The following is a 21,756-nucleotide window of genomic DNA, read 5'->3' on the forward strand; positions in this document are numbered from 1 at the left end:
CGCGCGGCGCCCGGTGCCCGCGACATGGATCAGCGGGCGGATGGGTGGACGGAAGGGCGGGCGGACGCGCGTGGGGTTGCGCTTACGGAAGTCGGTGGCGTGCGGCCTGGTCGCGTACGCGGTCGGTGACTCGCCGCCTCGGGGCGCCCCCCCCGGCCACCCCGCACCCGCACCACGCGCTACCCGCCGGCACAGGTCACCGCCCCACGCGCTACCCGCCGGCACAGGTCACCGCCCCACGCGCCACCCGCCGCCATACGTCACCGCGCCACGCGTCACCCGCCGGCACACGCCACCGCACCACGCGCCGACACCACACCACCCGCCAACGCACACCACCACACCACGCGTCACCCGCCGCGACACGTCACCGCGCACGCGCCGACACGCTCCGGCCGCGCCCCGCGCCCGGCTCCCCCGCACCGCACCCCCGTGCCTCGCTTCCGGCCTCACGCCGGTCGGCCGGCCGGGCGGCTCAGATGTGGTTGCGGCGCCAGCGCGGTCCTATCTGGGCCCACTCGCGTTCCCAGCCCGCCAGCCGTACGTGGTCGAGGTAGCGGCGGCCGCCCCAGCGGACGGCCAGGAGGGCGAAGCCGAGCGCCATCCCTGAGCCGAGGCCGGCCGCGACGCCGTCGTCCGCCGCCTGGGCCGTGCTGAGGGGTGCGTCGGCGAGCCGGCCGTCACGGTAGGTCCACACGGTGACCGCCGCGCCCTTGCGCGTACCCGGTTCGACGTCCACCGTGCCGGTGTGCCGCCGTCCGTCGGGTCCCGTCCAGCGGACCTTCGCGGGCACCCGGTCGAGCCCCGAGGCGAAGCCGGTGATGGAGGGGTCGGCCGGTACGGCCTCGAGCAGGCGGCCGGTCAACGCGCGACGCTCCGCGAGCTGTTCGGCGCGCTCGGCGCGCTGCGCCCCGTACGCGCTGAGGCCGACGGAGATCCCCACGGCCGGCACGCCGAGGAGCAGGGCCAGCGCGGTCAGCAGCCCGAGCCAGGCGTCCAGCACGTCCCATCTGCGGCGGAGCGGACCCCTTCGCCACCGCCACCGTCCGCCGATGTGCTGCATGGCTGCCGCCTCCCTCGGCTCGCTACGCTCCTCTGTTCCCCGTGCTCCCCCGTGTCCCTGTAGTCCGGCTACCCCCTTTTCGGCGGAAAGTGCCGGGCGTGGGGCGGGGAAAAGCGCATATGAGTGCGTTGTTGCTCACGTTTCGGCCGCCGAGTGGCCCTGTCAGCAGGCTAGCCCGTCCGCGCGCGGGCCGCGCCTCCGCTCGGGAAGCGTCTTCGTGCCGGTGGGTTTGCGCCGCCGTCTGGCCGGTACTCGGAGCACCAGGAATCGAACGCGAGAACGCCCGGAGAGGACAGTGGTGGTGACCGCGCGTCCGCATGCGAACTCCCCGCACCAGTGGGATCATGGCCCGCTCCACGCGCACGGCGTCGTCCGCAGGGGGTTCCGGCCCCGGCCGGGGCTCACGGGCGTCGGCGGCGGTGCGGTGGTCGCGGTGGCGGAGGGGCCGGTGGCCGCACTGGTGTCCGTTCCGCACAGAGCACACGGTCACGGTGGGCCTGCTGACGATGGCGGGTGCGGTGCGGGGGATGTGAGCAGTACGGACGGGGTGTGCGGTGTGTGCGGTGCGCCGGAGCCCTCGCGGGCCGCGGAGTCCCCTGCGGCCCCGTCGGCCGCAGTCGTCGGCCCCTCCGACACCGTCGGCAGCACCACCGGCACCGCCCCGCAAGGCTTCGCCGAGGACGTCGCGCAGGCTGCGGCCGATGCGCATCGCAGGGTCGTCGACGAGGCCGCCGCGACGGTTTGCGTGCTGCCGTTGCGCCTCGGTACGGTCCACCGGGACGAGGCCGAGGTGCGCCGCGCGCTCGCCGAGCGTGCCGGCCTGTACGAGCAGCTGCTGACGCGGCTGGACGGGCGGCTGGAGTGGGGCGTCAAGGCGTACGCGGACGAGGTGGCGGGCAGCGGTGCGGCGGGCAGCGCCACGGAGGCCGTGACAGGCGGTACGGAATACGCCGCCGACCGGCTGGCCCGCGCGGCGCACGAGGCGTTGGCGGACGTCTCCGAGTGCAGCCGGGTGTTCCACCCGCAGGACTCCGGCCCGGCGCGTGGTGCGGCGGCCTCGGCCTACTGGACCTCGCCCATTTCCGCCGCGCCCTATCCGCACGGCCGGAAGGTCCTGGACAGTGCGTATCTGGTGCCCAGGGAGGAGGCCGGTGCGTTCGCCGAGACGGTGGGCGGGGTGGTGGCCCGCTGTCCCGAGCTGCACATCGAGCTGACCGGCCCGTGGGCCCCGTACTCCTTCGCCGAGCCGGACCGGCTGCCGGACCTGCCCGACCTGCCGGGCTGAGCCGCGGCGCAGCGGTGCAGCCCCACACGCCCTCGCCGACCAGCAGGTCTTCCCGACTACCGGCCTTCTCGACTACCGGCCTTCCTGGGGCGCACCCCGGCCGCTCGGCCGAGTGCTCGCGCCCCACATGGCGAGCAGTTCCGCCGCCTGGCCGCGGGCGTGGCCGAGGGGGTCGGGGAAGACGCCCATGCCGTGTGTGACCAGGGCGCCTTCGTGGAGCAGGAGCAGTGTGCGGGCCCGTTGCTCGGCCGCTTCCGGGGCGATTTCGTGTGTGAGGCCGGTGAACAGCCGGAGCATCCATGCCTTCTGGCGGGTGATCACGGGGTACGCGGGGTGGGCGGGGTCGGTGATCTCGGCGTGCGCGTTGATCATGCCGCAGCCGCGTGCGCTGTGTTCGCGCGCCCAGTCCCGTGAGGCGTCGAAGACGGCCAGGATGCGGGCCGCTGACTCTGTCGACGTGGCGGCGAGGCGTTCGTCGAGGAAGGTGCGCCAGCGGTCGTCGCGGTCGGCGAGGTACTCGGCGACGATCCGGTCCTTGGATCCGAAGCGGTCGTAGAGCGTCTTCTTGGTGACGCCGGCCTCGGCGGCGATGAGGTCGACGCCGACCGCGTGGATGCCGCGTTCGTAGAACAGCCGGGCAGCGGCGTCCCGTACGCGCCGGGCGCCGGGCGTCATCGGGATGCGTGCGGCCGCTGCCGTGTCCGCCGCGCTCCCGTTCGTCTCCACCTCGTTCGTCCTCACCCCTCCACTATACCGATCTGTATAGTACGGTCGAGTCAGCGAGGTATACCGGTCTGTATACCCGCCGCCGGCTTCACGCACGTCCCGCGCGCGCCGGACCGGACCGACGCCCGTGCACTCGAACTCGACCCCGGAGGCCCCCATGAACCTCCTCCTCTCGGCCGCCTTCGTGCTCACCTGGAGTTCCGGGTTCATCGGGGCCAAGCTCGGTGCGGGCAGCGCCGGGGCGGTCACGATCCTGATGTGGCGCTTCCTGCCGCTCGCCGTCGTCCTGCTGCTGGCCGCCGCCGTGCGGCGGGCCGCGTGGCGGGGGCTGACCGTGCGCGAACTGCTACGGCAGTCGGTGATCGGCGTGCTCTCGCAGAGCGGCTATCTGCTGAGCGTGTACGCGGCGATCGGGCTGGGGGTCTCCAGCGGCACGACGGCGCTGATCGACGGGGTGCAGCCGCTGGTCGCGGGCGCGCTGGCGGGGCCGTTGCTGCGCCAGTACGTCTCGCGGCGGCAGTGGCTCGGGCTGGGGCTGGGCGCGGCGGGGGTCGCCGTGGTGACGCTGGCGGACGCGGGGTCGGCGGGGGCGGCCGGGGGTGTGCCGTGGTGGGCGTACGCGGTGCCGTTCCTCGGCATGCTGGCGCTGGTCGCGGCCACTTTCCTGGAGGGCCGTTCGGGTACGCGGGTCGCGCCGTCCGTGTCGCTGACCGTGCACTGCGCGGCCAGTGCCGTGGTCTTCACGGTGCTGGCGCTGTGCACGGGGGCGGCGGTGCCGCCGGCCGAGGCGTCGTTCTGGCTGGCGGTCGGCTGGCTCGTGGTGTTCGCGACGTTCGGCGGGTACGGGCTGTACTGGCTGGTGCTGCGCCGCCGGGGTGTCACGGCGGTCAACACGCTGATGTTCCTGATGGCTCCGGTCACCGCGGTGTGGGGTGCCCTGATGTTCGGTGAGCCGTTCTCCGTGCGGACCGCTGCGGGGCTCGCGCTCGGACTGGTCGCGGTCGTCGTCGTACAGCGGGGTGCGGGGCGGCCCGCCGCGGTGCCACGCCGGGACGGTGCCAGGGCCCCGGAGCCGCCTCCCGAGCGTTCGCGCTACTGCGGACCAGGCGTCACCCGCCGCTGACCGTCGTCACGGGGACGCCGAGGTCGCGGAGGCGGCGGAGTTCGGTGACGGGCAGGGCGTCGTCGACGAGGACGGTGTCGAAGTCGGTGAGCGGGGCGAGCGCGTAGACGCCGCTGCGGGTGAACTTGGTGTGGTCCACCAGCAGCACCCGGCGCGAGGCGCGGTCCATCAGAGCCCGCTTGACCTGCACCGTTTCCTGCGACTGGTGGTAGCAGGTGTCGCCGGTGACGGCCGTGGTGGACATGAACAGCACATCGGCGCGGAAGGAGCGGACCGCGTCGGCGGTGTGCGGGCCGAGGAACGCGTCGTACGCCGGGTAGTAGGCGCCGCCGAGCGCGAGCAGGCTGATGCCGGGCTCGCCGGCCAGCAGTTTGATGACCGGCAGGAAGTTGCTGATGACGGTGAGCGGGCCGCGTTCGGTGAGGTGCTGGGCCAGTGCGAGGCAGGTGGTGGACTCGTCGATCATGACCGTCTGGCCGGGGGTGAGCAGCCGGAGCGCGGCCCGGGCGAGCCGGTGCTTGGTGGCGTTCATGGCGGCCATGCGTGCGCTGAGGTCGCCGTGGAAGAGCAGGGAGGGCAGTGAGGAGGCGCCGCCGCGTACCTTGCGCAGCCAGCCCTGGGCCTGGAGGACGTCGAGGTCGCGGTGGATGGTCATGATGCTGACCGCGTACTGGCGGGCGAGTTCGGCGGTGCGTACGAAGCCTTCGGCGGCGACCTGTTCGCGGATGCGCTGCCGCCGCTCGTGCTGGACCTCTTCCCGCCGTGCCGCGCCGCCGGGCGTGCTGCCGTCGTCCTCGGTCACTGCGGGAACCTCTCGTTAACTTCACGCGGATCTCACACGGCGGTCCTCGGTCAGCGCCCCAGGTCAGCGCGGAAATGCCGAGCTCACGCCGCGTTGCGGCCATGTTAAGCCCGCGAGCGGGCGGTGTGCCGCCGGTGGATTTCACCCGGTGGCCGGGCCGGCTCGCGAGAGGTGGGCCGGGAGGCGTTGACCGGTTCCGCGCGGCCCGCGTTGCATCGGTTCCCGAGGGGCCCGGCGGCGTCGGTCAGGGGCGCCGCCGCCCCGTACGACTGGAAGAGGTGCCTCGTGGCCAGTAACGCTCCTGGACCGTCCGGGCCGCCGCAGCTCGCCGGGCGGCGGCCGGCCTGGACCGACCGGCTCGGCATCCCGCGCGGGCTGGCGTGGGGATTCCTCGGCGTCCTCGTCTTCATGATCGGTGACGGTGTCGAGTCCGGGTACCTGTCGCCGTATCTGACGCAGGAGGGCCTGTCGGCGCAGCGGGTGGCGATGCTGTTCACCGTGTACGGCATCACCGCGTCGGTGGCCGCGTGGCTCTCCGGCGCGCTGTCGGACCTGTGGGGGCCGCGCCGGGTGATGATGGCGGGGTTCGGTGCCTGGATCGGGTTCCAGGTGCTCTTGCTGGCGATCGCGGTGCCTTCGATGAACTATCCGCTGCTGCTCCTGAGCTACGGTCTGCGCGGTATCGGCTATCCGCTGTTCGCCTTCGGGTTCCTGGTGTGGATCGCGGCGACGGCGCCGGAGCGGCGGCTGGGGACGGCCGTCGGGTGGTTCTGGTTCGCGTTCACCGGCGGGCTGCCGACGCTCGGTTCGCTCGTCGCGAGCTTCCTGGTGCCGCAGGTCGGTGCCTACCGCACCCTGTGGTTCGCGCTGGGTCTGGTGGTGCTGGGCGGGCTGATCGCGCTGCTGCTCGTCCGGGAGCGGACCGGTTTCGCGCGGCTGGCGCCGGCCGGGGAGCGGCCGCTGGCCACGCTGTTCGGGAGCTTGGCGCTGCTGGTGCGCAGTCCGCGGATCGGGGCCGGTGCGGTGGTCCGCATGATCAATACGGTGCCGGAGTTCGGTTTCCTGGTCTGTCTGCCGGCCTTCTTCACGCAGACGATCGGGCTGAGCCTGGCGCAGTGGCTGCGCCTGCTGTCGGTGATGTTCGCGGTGAACATCGTCTTCAACCTGCTGTTCGGCGCGCTCGGGGACCGGATCGGCTGGCGGCGCACGGTCGCCTGGTGCGGTGGCTTCGGCTGTACGGTCACGTCGCTGCTGCTGTACTACGTGCCGACGGCGTTCGGCGGGCAGTACGGGCTGTGTCTGCTGGTGGCCGGTCTGTTCGGTGCCACGCTGGCCGGGTACGTGCCGCTGTCCGCGCTGATGCCGTCGCTGGCGCCGGAGCACAAGGGCCAGGCGATGGCGGCGCTCAATCTGGGCGCAGGGGCCAGCACGTTCGTCGGTCCCGCGCTGGTGGCGGTCTTCCTCGGGCCGCTGGGCGTGCAGGGTGTCATCTGGATCTTCGCCGGGCTGTACGCGCTGAGCGGGGTGCTGGCGCTGTGCCTGCGGACGCCGGCGGAGCGGGGCGCCGGGGCGCCCGGGGCCGTGCCCGCGTCAGCACCGTCCGCCGTCGGCGCCTCCGAAGGGGTGTGAGCATGTCCGTACTCTCCATCGACGTCGGGACCTCGCTGATCAAGTCCGTGGTCTACGACGACGGGGGCCACGAGGTGGCGGTCGCCCGGCGCGCGACCGTGGTCGACCGGCCGCACCCGGGCTGGGCCGAGCAGGACATGGACGCCGTGTGGGACGCGGTGGTGGCGACCGTGCGGGAGGCGGTCGCGGCGGTGCGGGACCGGGGAGCGGAGCCGGTGTGGCTGGTCACCTTCACCGCCCAGGGCGACGGCTGCTGGCTGGTGGACGGGGCCGGGCGGCCGACCGGGCCAGCGGTCCTGTGGTCCGACGGGCGGGCCGCGGACACGGTCACGGGGTGGCAGCGTGACGGGGTCCTGGCGGACGCGTTCCGGCGCAACGGTTCGCTCACCTTCGCGGGCCTGCCGAACGCGATCCTGACCTGGCTCGCGGAGCACGATCCCGAGCGGCTGGCCCGGTCCCGCACCGCGCTGACCGCCGCCGGCTGGCTGTTCCTGCGGCTGACCGGGGAGCGGGTGATCGACGAGTCGGACGCCTCGGCGCCGTTCCTCGACCACGCCACCGGCCGTTACGACCAGGAGGTCATCGATCTCTTCGGGCTGCGGTGGGCCGAGCCGCTGCTGCCCGAGGTGGTCGGCGACGACCGGCGGATCGCCGAGATCACCGCGGCGGCCGCCGCCGAACTGGGTGTGCCCGCCGGGCTGCCGGTGGTCATGGCGCCGTACGACATCGCCGCCACCGCGCGCGGCATCGGTGTGGTCAATCCGGGGCAGGCGTGCGCCATCCTCGGTACGACGCTGTGTGCCGAGGTCGTGCGCACGGCCGTTGACACGGCGGGCGAGCCGAGCGGCATCAACATCGCCTACCGGGGCCGGGAGCGCGTGCTGCGGGCGTTCCCCACGCTGTCGGGCACCGAGGTGCTGAACTGGTCCGCCGGTGTGCTCGGGCTGTCCGGCGCCGAGGAGTTGTGCGCCGAGGCGTTCCGTTCGGTGCCGGGCGCCCGAGGTCTGGCCTTCCTGCCGTACCTCTCCCCCGCCGGTGAGCGCGCGCCGTTCCTGGACCCGCGGGCCCGCGGCACGTTCTGGGGGCTGAGCCTGGAGCACTCGCGGGCGGACATCGCGCGGGGTGTGCTGGAGGGGCTGTCGCTGACGCTGCGGGACGCGCTCACCGCCTCCCGTACGGAGGTCAGCGAGCTGCGGCTGTGCGGGGGCGGGGCGCGCAGCGACGCGTGGTGCGGTCTGATCGCGGACGTCACGGGCGTGCCCACCACCCGTTCCACCGACACCGAGCTGGGCGCGAAGGGCGCCTTCCTCACCGGGCTGGTTCTCACCGGGGCCGAGTCCAGCATGCACCGGGCCGCCGACACGTACGTCCACCTGGGCCCCGTCCGGGAGCCCGATCCCGAGCGCGCCGCGCTCTACACCGAGCGGTACGCCGCCTTCCTGTCCTGGCGCGCGCTGGCGCGGGACGCCGGCTGGCAGCCGCACGCACCGAAGGAGGAGTCCTGACATGCCCCGCCACCCCGACCCGGTACGGCTCGGCCTCGACCTGGGCACCCAGAGCGCCCGCGCCGTCGCCGTGGACGCCGGCGGCCGGGTGCTCGCCGCCGCCTCCCGGCCGCTGCACAGCAGCCGGTCCGGTGAGCGGCACGAGCAGGACCCCGAGGAGTGGTGGCGCGCGCTCGCCGCTGCCTGCCGCGAAGCGCTCGCGGAGGTCGATCCGGCGCGCGTGACCGCGCTCGCGCTGGACGGCACGTCCGGCACGATCCTGCTGGCCGATCAGGCAGGCACTCCGCTCACCCCGGGCCTGATGTACGACGACGGGCGTGCCGCCGCGCAGGCGGCGCGGGTCAACGAGGTGGGCGCGGCGGTGTGGGAGGAGCTGGGCTACCGGGCCGTGCAGCCGTCGTGGGCGCTGCCGAAGCTGCTGTGGCTGCTGGAGCACTCGGCTGCCGGCACCGTGCCCGGCGCCCGGCTGCTGCACCAGGTGGACCTGGTGACCTGGCGGCTGGCGGGCCGTCAGGTGGCGAGCGACGCCAGCCATGCGCTGAAGACCGGTTACCACCTGCTCGCTGAGGGCTGGCCGGAGAAGGAGCTGGCCGCGCTCGGTGTGCCGGGCGCGCTGCTGCCGGAGGTGGTACGGCCGGGGACGGTGCTCGGTACGGTGTGCGCCGCGGCCGCGCGGGTCACCGGCGTTCCCGAGGGCGTGCGGATCGTGGCGGGGATGACGGACGGCTGTGCGGCGCAGATCGGTGCCGGTGCCCTGTCGCCCGGTGCGTGGAACTCCGTCCTCGGTACGACGCTGGTGCTGAAGGGCGTGAGCCCGCGGCTGGTCCGCGATCCGGGCGGGCTCGTCTACTGCCACCGCGGCCCGGGTGACGCCTGGCTGCCCGGCGCGGCGTCCAGCAGTGGTGCGGGCGCGCTGACGCGTGAGTTCCCCGGTGCCGACCTGGCGGACCTCACCGCGCGGGCCGCCCGGCTCGCCGCGCCCGGAGGCCGGGGCCACGACGCGGTGGCGTACCCACTGGCCGGCTCCGGCGGTGAACGCTTCCCCTTCCGTGCGCCCGGCGCCCGGCCGTTCGTGCTGGGCGACCCGGCGGACGAGGCGGAGCGCTTCCACGCCCATCTGCTGGGCGTCGCCTGCCTCGAACGGCTCTGCTTCGACTACCTCGACCATCTGGGCGCCCCCGTCGACGGTCCGCTCACGCTCACCGGCGGCGGCACCCGGAACGCGTACTGGAACCAGCTGCGCGCCGACGTCCTCGGCCGGACCGTGACGCTGCCCGAGCACGCCGAGGGCGCCCTCGGGATGGCCGTGCTCGCCGCCACCGCCGACGGCACCCCGCTCACCGAGGCCGCCGCCGCGATGGTCCGCGTCCGTACCGCGCACCGCCCCGACCCCGGGCGCACCGCCCGCTTCCGCCCCGCCTACCTGGCGTTCGTGAACGCCCTGAACGACCGCGGCTGGCTGGCCCCCGAGGTGGCCGAGCACGCCGTGGGAAAGGCCCAGCAGTGACCGACTTCCTTCTCGTACGCCACGGTGAGACCGTCTGGCACGCGGAGAACCGCTACGCCGGGCGCACCGACGTCGCCCTCACCGAGCGGGGCCACGCGCAGGCCGCCGAACTGGCGGCGTGGGCCGCCGGGGCCCGCATCGACGCGGTGGTCTCCTCGCCGCTGTCCCGGGCCCGGCTCACCGCCGAACCGGCGGCGCACGCACTCGGGCTGCCGCTGCGGACCGACGAGCGGCTGCTGGAGGTGGACTTCGGGCGCGGGGACGGGCTGACCCGCGCGGAGATGCGGGAGGTATTCCCGGAGCGGCTGGCGGCGTTCCTCGCCGATCCCGTCGCCCACCACCTCCCCGGCGGTGAGGACCCGGCGGCGGCGGCCGCGCGGGCCGCCGCCTGCCTCGACGCCCTCGCTGGTGAGCTGCCGGACGGGCGGGTGCTGGTCGTCGCCCACTCCACCCTCGTCCGCCTGCTGCTGTGCCGCCTGCTGGGCATCCCGCTCGGCACGTACCGCACGGTGTTCCCGGCCCTGGACAACGGGGCCCTCACCGAGCTGCGCCTGAAGGACGGGCAGGCGTCCCTGCTGCGCCTGAACGCGCCCTGTGCCGCCGTGTCCCCGTCCGGCATCCACTGACCCGCACCCGCACCCGCACCTACGGAGAACGATCCGCATGTCCACCACCGTCCTCGCCGCCGGCGACCACTTCGTCCTGCCCCGCCTGCTCACCGAACAGGTGACCGCCGCGACCGGCGGCGCCGCCGAGGTGCGCGAGCTGCTGCTGCCCTGGCCGCACACCCCCTTCGGCCCGGTCGCCGAGGTCCAGGAGGCCTCCGGTACCGAGGAGGAGATGATCGAGGCGCTGCAGGGTGCCCGGGTGTGCGTCACCCAGCTGGCCCCGCTCACCGAGCGCATCCTCGCCAACTGCCCGGACCTGGAGCTGTTCTGTGCCAGCCGGGGCGGTCCGGTCAACGCCAACCTGGAGGCTGCCACCCGGCACGGCGTCGCCGTCTGCTACGCGCCCGGCCGCAATGCCGTGGCCACCGCCGAGCACACTCTGGCGCTGATCCTCGCCGCGGCGCGCGGTCTCGGTGACGTCCACACCGACCTGCGGCGCGGTGTCTGGCGCGGCGACTACTTCGACTACGACAACTGCGGCATCGAGATCGAGGGCGCGACCGTCGGGCTGGTCGGGTTCGGCGCGGTCGGCAGCGGGGTCGCCAAGGTGCTCCTCGCGCTGGGCGCGACGGTGCTGGTGCACGACCCGTACGCCGATCCGGAGCGGCTGGCGGGCGTCGCCGAGCAGGTGTCGCTGGAGGAGCTGCTGAGCCGGTCGCGCATCGTGTCGCTGCATGCCCGGGTCACCGAGGAGACCACCGGGATGATCGGGCGGAAGCAGTTGGACCTGCTGCCCGAGGGAGCTGTTCTGGTGAACTGCGCGCGCGGCGCGCTGCTGGACTACGACGCGGCGTGCGACGCGCTCGCCTCCGGCCGGCTGTCCGCCGCCGGCTTCGACGTCTTCCCCGAGGAGCCGGTGCCGGCCGGCTCGCCACTGCTGACCGCCCCCGGCGTCGTCCTGACCCCGCACATCGCGGGCGGCAGCCAGGGTGTCGCGCACAAGGCGGCGCGGATCGTGGGCGCCGAGGTGGGCCGGTTCCTCCGCGGTGAGCCGCTGGCCCACTGCGCCAACCCGGAGGTGCTGGCGGCGCGCTGAGCCGCGCCCGGATGCCGGCCCCGGCCGCGGGGCGGCCGGTCCCGTCCGGTGCCGGGCTGGGAGCACCGGACGGGGAGGCGCGGCAGGGTGCTGCTTCAGCCCTGGTGGTGGTTCTGCTGCTGGGTGTTGTCGGCGCAGCTGTTGCCGAAGGCCGGGTTCAGCAGGCCGATGACGTCGACGGTGTTGCCGCAGGCGTTGATCGGGATGCTGACCGGCACCTGGACGACGTTGCCCGACAGGACGCCCGGAGAGCCCGCGGCGCCGGCGGAAGCGGAGGCGCCGCCGGAGCCGTGGTCGTGCGCGGAGGCACCGGTCGCCGCGCCGAGTACGGCGGTGGTCGCAAGAGCCGTGAGTGCGGTGAGCTTCGCGATTCGTGACATGCCAAATGGCCTTTCTTTCCGCAAAAGAGTGAGGGGCGGCCGTGCTGCCGCTCCCCTTCCCCTATCGGATGAGCTGTGCCCGAAGTTGCGCAGTATTTCGATTTTCACCTGTCCGGACGCACGGAAAGCCGCGTACCCCCGGTCGTCCGGTCCGCGCCCCGCCGCCATTCGGGCGGCAAGCAGGGAATGGCGGACTCCGGTCATACAGAAGGTTTGTTAGCTTAGCTTTCCAGTGGCCCGTTGGACCGATGAGGTACATACGTAACGAGGGGTAACGTGGCGTTCTCGCGGAAAACTGCCATGGAACAGCGCGGTGGCGACCCGGCGGGCGCGGTCATCGACGGTTCGGCGCAACAGGAGGAGGAAGCGGCGGCCAGAATTCATCCGCCGGCCTCCGATACACCGTCCGTCCCCCGTTACGACTACGAGAAGTTCAGCCGGCTGGCCGGTCCGCTGACCGAGCCCGAACCGGGCGACGGGCCCTACCGGGTGCGGTACCGCTCGCTGCTGAGCGGCAGTTCGCACCGGCTGCTCACGGCGCTGCTGCTGGCCGGGGCGCCGCTGGCCTCACTGGCGCTGCTCATCTGGCTCATGCAGCCGCAGCACTGGGTGCACCGCGAGTACGCGGCGGGCTGGCAGACCGTCACCGACGCCGTCATGCTCGTCGCGATCGGCCTGCTGGAGACCTTCCGGGTGCTCAACGTCGTCTCCATCGCGCACGCCACGCTCGTGGCCCGGGACCCGGTGCCGGTCACCGCGGCGCCCGGCACGCGGGTGGCGTTCCTGACCACCTTCGTGCCCGGCAAGGAACCGCTGGAAATGGTCCGGGCGACGCTGGAGGGCGCCGTCGCGCTCCGGCACGACGGGCCGCTGGACGTCTGGCTGCTGGACGAGGGGAACACGCCCGAGATCCGCCGGATGTGCGAGGAACTCGGCGTCCGGCACTTCTCCCGCAAGGGCGTGGCGAAATGGAACCGGCCGAGCGGGCCGTACCGCGCGAAGACCAAGCACGGCAATTACAATGCCTGGCTGGAGGCGCACGGGGATTCCTATGAATTCCTGGCCGGCGTGGACACCGACCATGTTCCGCTGCCCGCCTACCTGGAACGCATGATGGGCTACTTCCGGGACCCGGACGTGGCATTCGTGGTCGGCCCGCAGGTCTACGGGAACTACGACAGCACGGTCGCCAAGGCCTCGGAGAGCCAGCAATTCCTCTTCCATGCGCTGATCCAGCGCGCGGGCAATGCCTATGGCTCGCCGATGTTCGTGGGCACCAACAACTGCGTACGCATCAGCGCGCTGAAGGACGCCGGCGGCTTCTACGACTCCATCACCGAGGACATGGCCACCGGGCTGGAGATCCACCGCCGCCGCAATCCCGCCACGGGCCGCCCCTGGCGTTCGGTGTACACCCCCGACGTGCTGGCCGTGGGCGAGGGCCCGGCCACCTGGACCGACTTCTTCAACCAGCAGCTGCGGTGGAGCCGGGGCACGTACGAGACGATCATCCAGCAGTTCTGGCGCGCGGTCTTCCGGCTCTCCCCCGGCCAGGCGCTCAATTACGGGCTCATGGTGACCTACTACCCGATCGCCGGGATCAACTGGGTCATCGGCGGGCTGTCCTGCGCGCTGTTCCTCTGTCTCGGCGCCTCCGGCCTCCAGGTCGAGTCGCAGATGTGGATGATGCTGTACAGCGACGCCGCGGCGCTGCAGATCGGGCTGTACATGTGGAACCGGCGGCACAACGTCAGCCCGCACGAACCGCAGGGCTCCTCGGGCGTGGCGGGCATGGCGATGTCCGCGATGGCGGCGCCGCTGTACGCGCGCTCCCTGACGGGCGCCGTGCTGCGGCGGAAGGCGGGCTTCGTCGTCACCTCCAAGGGCCGCACCGCCGACCCGGACCGGCTGCGCACCTTCACCACCCACTTGGTGTGGGCCGCGTTGTTCGGCACGACGCTGGTCGTCTCGGTCTTCCTCGGTCACACCCACGTGGCCATGCGGACGTGGGCCTCGCTGGCGCTGGTCATCGCCGTGGCCCCGCCGGTCGTCTGGCGGGTGTCGCGGGCCTGGGAACGCCGCCGCGCCGCACGCGGCGAGCCGGCGACCACCCCGGAACCCCTGCCGGCCGCCCCGCAGCCCCTGCCGGCCGCCGCCGAACGGCTCACGGCCGGCGACGAGCAGCCGGCGGCCGAGGAGGGCACGGCGGCGGAGAGCCGGGCGGCCGGGGACGACACCGAAGCGGAGCGCTTCCAGGAGCTGGTGCGGCACGCGCTCGACACGGAGGCGCCGTTCTCCTGGGTCACGGCGGACGCGGCGTACGGCCGGGACCGGCCGCTCCGCGACTGGCTGGAGGAGTCCCGCGTCCCGTACGTGCTGGGCGTCGGCGCCGACGCCACGGTGCACACCGAGGACGGCGCCGACGCGCCCGTGGCCACGCTCGTCACCGACCTGCCCGGGCAGGCGTGGAAGTCCGTGCCGTGCCGGGCCGACGCGCACGGCGGGCGCGCGTACGCCTGGGCCCGCGTCTCGCTCCGCCCGGCGGCGCAGGAAGGGTTCCGGCGCTGGGTGCTGGCGCGGCGGGCCGGCACCGACCCGCGCCGTACCGCCTACTACGTCTGCTACGGGCCGTCGGCCGCGCGGCTGAAGGACCTGGTCAAGGTCGCCTCGACCCGCTGGGCGGTGGAGGAGTACCTGCGCAGCCCCGACACCGGCGGCGGCCCGCCCGGCCCCGACGCGGCACCCGGCCACGGCGGGGCCCCCGGCCGCGACCGGGCCGGCGCGCCCCCGCAGTCCTGACGCGCTCCGCCTCGCCGGGCGGGCCGCCTTCCGTTCTCTCTGGTCCTCCCGGACCGCCTCAGCCTCAGGAGGCCCCACCGTGAGATTCAGACCCAGCCCGCGCACCCGCAAGGTGGCGATCGGCGCCGTCGCGCTGAGCGCGGTCGGCGCGATGAACGCGCCGGCGGTCATCGGGTACGCCTCGCAGAAGTACCACGACTACAAGATCAACCAGCCGTCCTACAAGGCGCGCAACGGGCACTGGGACGTGGTGGACGTGCCGGAGCGCTTCCGCATCAACTCCATCCACGCCGCGCTGCTGCACACCGGCAAGGTGCTGATGATCGCCGGGTCCGGCAACGACCAGCGGAACTTCGACGCCGGCACGTTCCAGAGCGTGCTGTGGGACCCGGCGAAGAACACCTTCAAGGAGATCGATACCCCGAAGGACATGTTCTGCGCCGGCCACGCCCAGCTGCCGGACGGCAAGTTGCTGGTCGCGGGCGGTACCCGGCGGTACGAGAAGCTCAAGGGCGACGTGACCCGGGCCGGCGGCCTGATGGTGGTCAAGAACGAGGACCCCGACGGGCCGAAGACGCTGCGCAAGGGCACCGTCTTCCGCGGCCCGGACGGCAAGGAGTACCGCTCGCAGTTCCCGGTGGTGGTGCCGCGCGCGAAGAAGACGCCCGCCCGTGACGGCAGCGGCAAGGTGCGGGTCACCGCGCGCGAGGCACGCGTGTACGTCGAGGCGGTGCGGCGCGGCAAGGCCGGGGTGACGAACGCGGCGGCGCAGTACAGCATCGAGGGTCTCAAGGGCGACGACGCGCGCAACCACTACGGCCTGGCGACCAAGCTCGGCCTGGACAAGAAGGACTTCCAGGGCCTCAAGGACGCCTATGAGTTCGATCCGGTCGCGGAGCGGTACCTGCGGGTCGACCCGATGAACGAGGCCCGCTGGTACCCCACCCTGGTGACGCTCAAGAGCGGCAAGGTGCTCGCGGTGTCCGGGCTGGACGACATGGGCGAGATCATCCCCGGCAAGAACGAGATCTACGACCCGAAGACCCGCAAGTGGGCCAAGGGCCCGCACCGCTACTTCCCGACCTATCCCGCGCTGTTCCTGACCGGCAACGGCAAGCTGTTCTACTCGGGCTCCAACGCGGGTTACGGGCCGGCCGAGAAGGGCCGGGTGCCGGGCATCTGGAACGTGGAGAAGAACACCTTCCGTCCGGTGCCGGGCCTGACCGAGCCCGACCGGACCGAGACCTCGGCGTCCGTGCTGCTGCCGCCGGCCCAGAAGCAGCAGGTGATGCTGCTCGGCGGGGGCGGCGTCGGCGAGTCGCCGCGGTCCACCGGCCGCACGGCCCTGGTGGACCTCACCGAGAAGAACCCGCGGTACCACGCCGGGCCCTCGCTGTCGGAGGGCACCCGGTACCTCAACGCGGTGCTCACCCCGGACGACAAGGTCTTCACCAGCGGCGGGTCGCGGGATTACCGCGGCAAGGGCGCCAGCGACAACCACAAGGCCCAGATCTTCGACCCGCGCACCCGGGCCTTCACCCGGGTCGCCGATCCGGCAGTGGGCCGCAACTACCACTCCGAGGCGCTGCTGCTGCCGGACGGCCGGATCGCGGTCTTCGGCTCGGACCCGCTGTTCTCGGACAAGGCGAACAGCAGGGGCGGGGAGTTCGAGAAGCGCATCGAGGTCTACACGCCGCCGTACCGCTACGGGCGGCAGCGCCCGGCGGCGGCGCGCGGCCCGGCCGAGGTGAAGCGGGGCGGGACCACCCGCTTCACCGTGGCCGGGGCCGGGAAGGTGAAGACCGCCCGGCTGATGCGCCCGAGCGCCGTCACGCACGTCACCGACGTGGAGCAGCGGTCCATCGCGCTGGACTTCACCCGGCGCGGCGGGACGCTGTCGGTGCGGGTGCCCAAGAGCCATTCACTGGTGCCCCGGGGCTGGTACATGCTGTTCCTCACGGACTCGCGGGGGACTCCGTCGCAGGCGAAGTGGGTGCACGTGAAGTGACCTGTGAGGCGGCCGGCGCCGGGGCCGAGGTCCCGGCGCCGGCCTGCTGCTGTGCGGGCTGCTGCGTCGGTGCCGGTGTCTGGGCCGGTGACTGGGTGGGGGTCTGCGCCGGCCGCTGGGTCTGCGGCTGCGTGGTGGGCTGCGGTGCCGGGGTACGGGACGGCTGCTGTGCCGGCTGTGCGGTGGGTCCGGCCGGCTTCTCCGGCTTCTCCGGCGGGTCCGGGGGCTGCGGGGTCTCCACGGCGGCGCGGGCCAGCTGCAGCGCATAGTCGGTCCACCACTGGCCGGCCGGCGGCCCGCCGCGGCAGGTACCGTCCGACTCGCCGGGCCGCTTGACCCACAGGTAGGCGTCCACGAGTGCGTGGCCTGTGCGGGTGGTGGGCGGTGTGCCGAGCGCACGGTCGGGCGGGTTGCACCAGCTCTCGGCGCCCTCCTGGCCCTGGGTGTCCGGTGGCGGGCCGTTGCCGTTGCGGCTGGTGTCGATCACGTAGTGCGAGCCGCCGAGCGCCCGGGACAGCTTGTCGCCGTACTCCTCGCTCGCCTGCGTGGTCTGGAAGTTGGAGACGTTGAGCGCGAAGCCGTCGGCCTTCTTGACGCCGGCCGATGCCAGGTCGGTGGCCAGTGCGTCGATGTCCTTGATCCAGGAGGAGTTGCCCGCGTCCACGTAGACCGACGCTCCGGGGCGTGCCTTGAGCGTCGTGACCGCTTCGTTCAGCAGTGCGAGCCGGTCGGTGCGGGCGCGGTTGCGGCAGCCCGCGACGGCGTGCGGCACCGCGTCCGGCTCCAGGACGACGACCGCCTTGCGGTTGCCGAGGCCCTGGGCCAGCCGGGCGACCCACTTCCGGTACGCGCTGTCGCTGCCGGCGCCGCCGGCGGAGTAGTGGCCGCAGTCCCGCTGCGGGATGTTGTAGGCGACGAAGACCGGCACCTGGCGGGCGCCGGCCGCTTCCTTGGTGATGCGGGCCACCCGGGGTGCGGGGTCGTCCTCGGTGAGCCAGACGGCCATGGGCCGGTCGGCGATCCGGCGCAGGATGCGCGCCTCCGCCTCCCGTCCGCGCTCGGCCAGTACGCGTGCCTTGCGGGCGCCCGGGTTGTCCGGGTCGACCCAGAACCCGGTCGGGCCGCCCTCGGGAGCCGCCGCCCAGCACGCGACGGTCAGCATCCCGAGCAGCGGCAGCACTCCGAGGGCCACGCCCGCCCGGTTATTGAGCCGGCTCATGAGCGGTCTGCCCAGTCATCAGTTGCCTCTCCTTCGCGGTGCGTTCCGTGCGGCGCGTCGGCCGCGGAACGGTCATTTCATGTCATACCATCCCAGACTGGCACGAAATGACCGCCTTTTGTGGTATTTGCTGCCCGGTGGTGCCGGGCAGTTCCACGAAGGGCCCCGCGAAGGAGTGGCGTACCGTCAGGGCACCACCGGCCCGGCGTACTCGGCCATCGCGTCCATCAGCCAGCGCGCGAGGTGGTCGGCGAACGAGGAGCGCGGCAGCAGCCGGTAGGTCTCCTCCGCCGTCCGCCACAGGAGGACGGGGACGGGGCCGAGCTGGGTGGCGACCGCGTGGCCGACCGGGAAGGCCCGCGGGTGCAGGTCCAGCGGGCAGCCCTTGTCGAGGACGCCGCGCGCCGCGGGCCCGCACAGTTCCAGGACGGTCCGGTTGGCCGAGACGTCGACGACCGAGCCGGGCTCGCCCGCCAGCGCCTCGGTGAGTTCGGCGGTGAGGGGCGCGGCGCCGGGCGGCGCGATCACCAGCCACTCGTCGGGCCCGAGCCACAGGGTGGTACGCGGCCCCGCGGGCGCCGTCTGCCCGCACCGCGCCGGCAGTGCGGCGCCGAGGCACTTCTCGATGCGCGCGGCGGCGGCCGAGTCGGGCGCGACGCGCAGGCTCAGCATCGTGGCGCACGGCCACTCGGTGACGGCGACCGCGCGCGGCCCGGTGACCGTGGCGTCCCGGAGCCGGTCGGCGAGGTGGGCGAGCGGGCTGCGGCGGAGCGCCGCCGGCCCGGCGGCGGTGTCGGTGAGGGTCGGCTCAGCCATCGCGCTTGGTCCCTTCGGGGTCGTAGAGGACGGGTCCGGTGACCTCGACGGGGACGAGGTCGTCGCCGACGACGGCGAGCAGGGTGTCGCCGATGCGGTCCCGTCCCGCCTTCACCAGCGCCAGGCCGAACGGGCGGCCGAGCGCCGGGCTGTAGTAGGCGGAGGTGACGTGGCCGAGCATCGGGACCGGGCCGGCCTCCGGCGTCACGGGCACGCCCTGGTCGATGATCTGGATGCCTTCGGGGAGGCGGGTGGTGCGGTCGGTGGGCAGCAGCCCGACCAGGTGCTTGCGGTCGGCGCGTGCGGTGTCGGGCCGGGCGAAGGAGCGCTTGCCGACGAAGTCCTTCAGCTTGGAGACCACCCAGGACATCCCGGCGTCCTGCGGGGTGACCGTGCCGTCGGTGTCCTGGCCGACGATGATGAAGCCCTTCTCGGCCCGCAGCACGTGCATGGTCTCGGTGCCGTAGGGAGTGATGCCGTACGGGCGGCCCGCCTCGTACACGTCGTCCCAGACCGCCCTGCCGTACCAGGACGAGACGTTGATCTCGAAGGCCAGCTCGCCGGAGAAGGAGATCCGGCAGACCCGGGCCGGCACGCCGGAGGCGAGGGTGGTCTCGCGGAACGTCATGAAGGGGAAGGCGTCGTTGGAGACGTCGAGGCCGGGTGCCACCTGGGCGATGACGTCGCGGGACCTGGGCCCGACGACGGCGACGGTGGTCCACTGCTCGGTGACCGAGGTGCACTTGACGTCCAGCTCGGGCCACTCGGTCTGCAGCCACTCCTCCAGCCAGTCCAGCACGGTGGCGGCGTTGCCGGTGGTGGTGGTCATGAAGTAGCGGTCCTCGGCGATGCGCAGGGTCACACCGTCGTCGAAGATCATGCCGTCCGGCTTGCACATCACGCCGTAGCGCGCGAAGCCGGGCTTGAGCTTCTTGAAGCCGTTGGTGTAGATGCGGTTGAGGAACTCGCCGGCGTCCGAGCCCCAGATCTCGATCTTGCCGAGGGTGGAGGCGTCCATGAAGGCGACGCCCTCGCGGGCCGCCCGGCACTCGCGCGCCACCGCGGCTTCCATGTCCTCGCCGGGCTGCGGGTAGTACCACGGCCGCTTCCACTGCCCGACGTCCTCGAACTCCGCGCCGTGCTCGACGTGCCAGTCGTGGACCGCGGTGCGGCGCGCCGGGTCGAAGAGCTCCCCGCGCTCGCGCCCGGCCAGCGCTGCGAAGGCGACCGGCGTGTAGGGCGCGCGGTAGGTGGTGGTGCCGATGTCGCCGGGGGACGTCTCCGGTGAGCCGGCCTCCCGCAGCAGTTCGCCGATGACGCCGATGGCGTTGACGCCGGAGGTCTTGCCCTGGTCGTTGGCGGTGCCGAGCGAGGTGTACCGCTTGATGTGCTCGGCGCCGCGCATCCCGGCGCCGGTGGCGCGCCGCACGTCGGCGACGGTGACGTCCCGCTGGAGGTCGACGAAGTGGGTGTCCCAGGCGCCGGGGTCGTCGCCCTCGCCGGGCACGAGCCAGACGGGGCGTACGGGCCCGGGCCGTTCCGGCGCGGGCGCCGCGGGCACCTCGGTGGCGAAGCCGGCCTCCGTGGCGGCGAGCGCGCCGGCCCGGGCCCCGGCCGCGACGCAGTCCACGAGGCCGTACGTGCCGCACACCGCGCCCGCGAGGTGCTGGCCGCGCACCGCGCCGTCGGGCACGAACGCCGCCGACTCCGTGTCCCAGCGGAGCTTGCCCTGCCGCTGGCTGTGCAGGTGGACGACCGGGCTCCAGCCGCCGGAGACCGCCAGCACGTCGCAGTCCAGCGACCGGGAGGGCCCGGAGACCGTGCCGTCGTCCTCCAGGGCGCGCACGGTGACGCCGGTGAGCCGCGGGTCGCCCGCTGTGCCGGTCACCACGCTGCCGGTGAGCACCTCGACGCCGGTCTCGGTGGCGAAGTCGCCCGCACGGTCGGAGAGTTCGGTGCGGGTGTCGACGACGGCGGCGACCTCGACGCCGGCCGCGCAGAGGTCGGCGGCCGTGTCGTAGGCACTGTCGTTGGTGGTGGCGACGACGACGCGGTTGCCGGGCGCGACCGCGTACCGGTTGAGGTAGGTGCGGACGGCGGAGGCGAGCATGATGCCGGGCCGGTCGTTGTCGGCGAAGACCAGGGGCCGTTCGTGCGCGCCGGTGGCCAGGACGATCCGGGCCGCGCGGATGTGCCACAGCCGCTGCCGCGAGACGCCTTCGGGCGCTTCGGGGCCGAGGTGGTCGGTGCGGCGCTGCACGGCGAGCACGTAGTTGTCGTCGTACGAGCCGAAGGCGGTGGTGCGGCTGAGCACGGTCGTCTCGGGCGCGGCGTCCAGCGCGGCGCGGGTCTCGCGCACCCAGGCGAGCCCGTCGCGCCCGTCGACGGTCTCGCCGCGGCCGGAGAGCAGCCGCCCGCCCGGCTCGGCCTGCTCGTCGATGAGGAGGACCCGGGCGCCGGTGGCCGAGGCGGTGGCGGCGGCCGCGAGTCCGGCGGGCCCGGCGCCGATGACGAGCACGTCGGTGTGGACGTACTTCTTGTCGTAGACGGCGGGGTCGGGCGTCGGGTCCAGCTTGCCGAGGCCGGAGAGGGTGGTGGCGGACAGCCCGTCGTACAGCTCGACGGTGGTGGCGGGGAGCATGCCTTCGGAGCACGGTCCGGCTATCTGGAGGAGCGCGTTGGGCTCCTCGACGCCGGCCGCGGTGATCCCGCGCGGGCGGCCACGGTAGATGGACGGTGCCACCTCCACGGCGCCCGCCGCCAGCAGTGCGGAGGCGACGGTGTCGCCGGGGTGGCCGGTCAGTTCGCGCCCGTCGACGGTGAAGCGGAGCGTGCTGGTGCGGTCGACGCGGCCCCCGTGGGGGAGGCGGTGGTGCTGGTCGGTCATCGGTTCCCTCCCTCGGACAGGACGTCGGGGCGCGGCTCGTCGAGCCGGTAGGTGGCCAGCACCTGGTAGGTGGCGGTGTCGCGGACGGCGTTGAACCAGCGGCGGCAGCCGGTGGCGTGCATCCACCGTTCGGCGAAGGGGCCCTTGGGGTTGTCGCGGTAGAAGACGTACTCGGCCCACTGCCGGTCGTCGAGGTCGTTCGGGTCGTCGGGGAAGGGGACGTGGGCCTGGCCCCCGTAGTGGTACTCGGTTTCGTCGCGGGGCCCGCACCACGGGCAGTTCAGCAGGAGCACCGTGCCGTCC

General features: G+C 73.5%; 16 protein-coding genes and 1 pseudogene. 9 read left to right on the forward strand and 8 right to left on the reverse strand.

From position 1 onward, the window contains the following. Nucleotides 1-475 precede the first annotated feature (475 nt). Entirely contained in the window at nt 476-1,063 is a 588-nt protein-coding gene (locus C3486_RS37000; protein WP_146075066.1) for a hypothetical protein, read from the reverse strand. 529 nt (nt 1,064-1,592) lie between these two features. On the opposite strand from C3486_RS37000, the gene C3486_RS37480 reads away from it, so the two are divergent. Next, complete coding sequence (locus tag C3486_RS37480; protein WP_181138707.1) at nt 1,593-2,348, forward strand: GvpL/GvpF family gas vesicle protein; 756 nt, start codon at nt 1,593-1,595, stop codon at nt 2,346-2,348. A 72-nt stretch (nt 2,349-2,420) separates the two neighbouring features. Here C3486_RS37480 and C3486_RS26505 read toward each other — a convergent pair whose 3' ends face one another. After that, nucleotides 2,421-3,023 carry a TetR/AcrR family transcriptional regulator gene (locus C3486_RS26505; RefSeq protein ID WP_103835303.1) on the reverse strand — a complete coding sequence of 201 codons (603 nt, stop codon included), beginning with the start codon at nt 3,021-3,023 and terminating at the stop codon, nt 2,421-2,423. Nucleotides 3,024-3,231: 208 nt separating this feature from the next. Between C3486_RS26505 and C3486_RS26510 the strand changes: the two genes are divergently transcribed. Further along, complete coding sequence (locus C3486_RS26510; RefSeq protein WP_103835279.1) at nt 3,232-4,197, forward strand: DMT family transporter; 966 nt, start codon at nt 3,232-3,234, stop codon at nt 4,195-4,197. Here the strand turns inward: C3486_RS26510 and C3486_RS26515 are convergent. Next, a complete protein-coding gene (locus tag C3486_RS26515) occupies nt 4,184-4,999 on the reverse strand; it encodes a DeoR/GlpR family DNA-binding transcription regulator (RefSeq protein ID WP_103835280.1) in 816 nt (271 codons plus the stop codon). The two genes, C3486_RS26510 and C3486_RS26515, sit on opposite strands and share 14 nt — an antisense overlap. Before the next feature lie 285 nt (nt 5,000-5,284). Between C3486_RS26515 and C3486_RS26520 the strand changes: the two genes are divergently transcribed. From C3486_RS26520 to C3486_RS26540, 5 genes are read left to right on the forward strand one after another with little or no spacing between them, the layout of a single operon-like run. Next, nucleotides 5,285-6,628 (forward strand): MFS transporter, encoded by a 1,344-nt coding sequence (locus C3486_RS26520; protein ID WP_219822249.1) that lies wholly within the window; start codon nt 5,285-5,287, stop codon nt 6,626-6,628. 2 nt (nt 6,629-6,630) lie between these two features. Next, a complete protein-coding gene (locus C3486_RS26525) occupies nt 6,631-8,133 on the forward strand; it encodes an FGGY-family carbohydrate kinase (protein ID WP_103835281.1) in 1,503 nt (500 codons plus the stop codon). Nucleotide 8,134: 1 nt separating this feature from the next. Continuing rightward, the gene (locus tag C3486_RS26530; protein ID WP_103835282.1) at nt 8,135-9,640 is read left to right on the forward strand and encodes an FGGY-family carbohydrate kinase; all 1,506 of its coding nucleotides are present in this window, start codon (nt 8,135-8,137) and stop codon (nt 9,638-9,640) included. Continuing rightward, the gene (locus tag C3486_RS26535; RefSeq protein ID WP_103835283.1) at nt 9,637-10,266 is read left to right on the forward strand and encodes a histidine phosphatase family protein; all 630 of its coding nucleotides are present in this window, start codon (nt 9,637-9,639) and stop codon (nt 10,264-10,266) included. Before C3486_RS26530 ends, C3486_RS26535 begins: the two co-directional genes overlap by 4 nt. A gap of 37 nt (nt 10,267-10,303) precedes the next feature. After that, nucleotides 10,304-11,344: a 2-hydroxyacid dehydrogenase gene (locus C3486_RS26540; protein ID WP_103835284.1), complete on the forward strand. Its 1,041-nt coding sequence runs from the start codon at nt 10,304-10,306 to the stop codon at nt 11,342-11,344. Between the two features lie 95 nt (nt 11,345-11,439). Here the strand turns inward: C3486_RS26540 and C3486_RS26545 are convergent, their stop codons facing one another. Continuing rightward, complete coding sequence (locus tag C3486_RS26545; RefSeq protein WP_103835285.1) at nt 11,440-11,724, reverse strand: chaplin; 285 nt, start codon at nt 11,722-11,724, stop codon at nt 11,440-11,442. Between the two features lie 300 nt (nt 11,725-12,024). Here C3486_RS26545 and C3486_RS26550 point away from each other — a divergent pair. Beyond that, nucleotides 12,025-13,956: pseudogene (locus C3486_RS26550) on the forward strand (glycosyltransferase family 2 protein); the annotation flags it as partial. Between the two features lie 646 nt (nt 13,957-14,602). Next, on the forward strand, nt 14,603-16,531 hold the full coding sequence (locus C3486_RS26555) for a kelch motif-containing protein (RefSeq protein ID WP_103835287.1): 1,929 nt from the start codon (nt 14,603-14,605) through the stop codon (nt 16,529-16,531). On the opposite strand, the gene C3486_RS26560 is transcribed toward C3486_RS26555, so the two are convergent. From C3486_RS26560 to C3486_RS26575, 4 genes are all read right to left on the reverse strand, one after another. Then, nucleotides 16,479-17,750, reverse strand: coding sequence for a glycoside hydrolase family 6 protein (locus tag C3486_RS26560; RefSeq protein ID WP_103835288.1), 1,272 nt, complete (start codon nt 17,748-17,750; stop codon nt 16,479-16,481). The two genes, C3486_RS26555 and C3486_RS26560, sit on opposite strands and share 53 nt — an antisense overlap. Nucleotides 17,751-17,936: 186 nt before the next feature. Beyond that, a complete protein-coding gene (locus tag C3486_RS26565; protein ID WP_103835289.1) occupies nt 17,937-18,566 on the reverse strand; it encodes a sarcosine oxidase subunit gamma in 630 nt (209 codons plus the stop codon). Then, entirely contained in the window at nt 18,559-21,453 is a 2,895-nt protein-coding gene (locus C3486_RS26570; protein WP_103835290.1) for a sarcosine oxidase subunit alpha family protein, read from the reverse strand. Before C3486_RS26570 ends, C3486_RS26565 begins: the two co-directional genes overlap by 8 nt. Further along, entirely contained in the window at nt 21,450-21,746 is a 297-nt protein-coding gene (locus tag C3486_RS26575) for a sarcosine oxidase subunit delta (RefSeq protein WP_103835291.1), read from the reverse strand. The genes C3486_RS26570 and C3486_RS26575 overlap by 4 nt, the downstream gene beginning before the upstream one ends. Between the last annotated feature and the right edge of the window lie 10 nt (nt 21,747-21,756).

The sequence above is a fragment of the Streptomyces sp. Ru73 genome (assembly GCF_002920575.1).
GTDB lineage: Bacteria > Actinomycetota > Actinomycetes > Streptomycetales > Streptomycetaceae > Streptomyces.

Excerpts from the sequence above, each read along its gene's own strand:
- C3486_RS26545 (WP_103835285.1), bottom strand. The coding sequence starts at position 11,724 with ATGTCACGAATCGCGAAGCTCACCGCACTCACGGCTCTTGCGACCACC.
- C3486_RS26525 (WP_103835281.1), top strand. The coding sequence starts at position 6,631 with ATGTCCGTACTCTCCATCGACGTCGGGACCTCGCTGATCAAGTCCGTG.
- C3486_RS37000 (WP_146075066.1), bottom strand. The coding sequence starts at position 1,063 with ATGCAGCACATCGGCGGACGGTGGCGGTGGCGAAGGGGTCCGCTCCGC.
- C3486_RS26560 (WP_103835288.1), bottom strand. The coding sequence starts at position 17,750 with ATGAGCCGGCTCAATAACCGGGCGGGCGTGGCCCTCGGAGTGCTGCCG.
- C3486_RS26510 (WP_103835279.1), top strand. The coding sequence starts at position 3,232 with ATGAACCTCCTCCTCTCGGCCGCCTTCGTGCTCACCTGGAGTTCCGGG.
- C3486_RS26565 (WP_103835289.1), bottom strand. The coding sequence starts at position 18,566 with ATGGCTGAGCCGACCCTCACCGACACCGCCGCCGGGCCGGCGGCGCTC.
- C3486_RS26570 (WP_103835290.1), bottom strand. The coding sequence starts at position 21,453 with ATGACCGACCAGCACCACCGCCTCCCCCACGGGGGCCGCGTCGACCGC.
- C3486_RS26540 (WP_103835284.1), top strand. The coding sequence starts at position 10,304 with ATGTCCACCACCGTCCTCGCCGCCGGCGACCACTTCGTCCTGCCCCGC.
- C3486_RS26530 (WP_103835282.1), top strand. The coding sequence starts at position 8,135 with ATGCCCCGCCACCCCGACCCGGTACGGCTCGGCCTCGACCTGGGCACC.
- C3486_RS26505 (WP_103835303.1), bottom strand. The coding sequence starts at position 3,023 with ATGACGCCCGGCGCCCGGCGCGTACGGGACGCCGCTGCCCGGCTGTTC.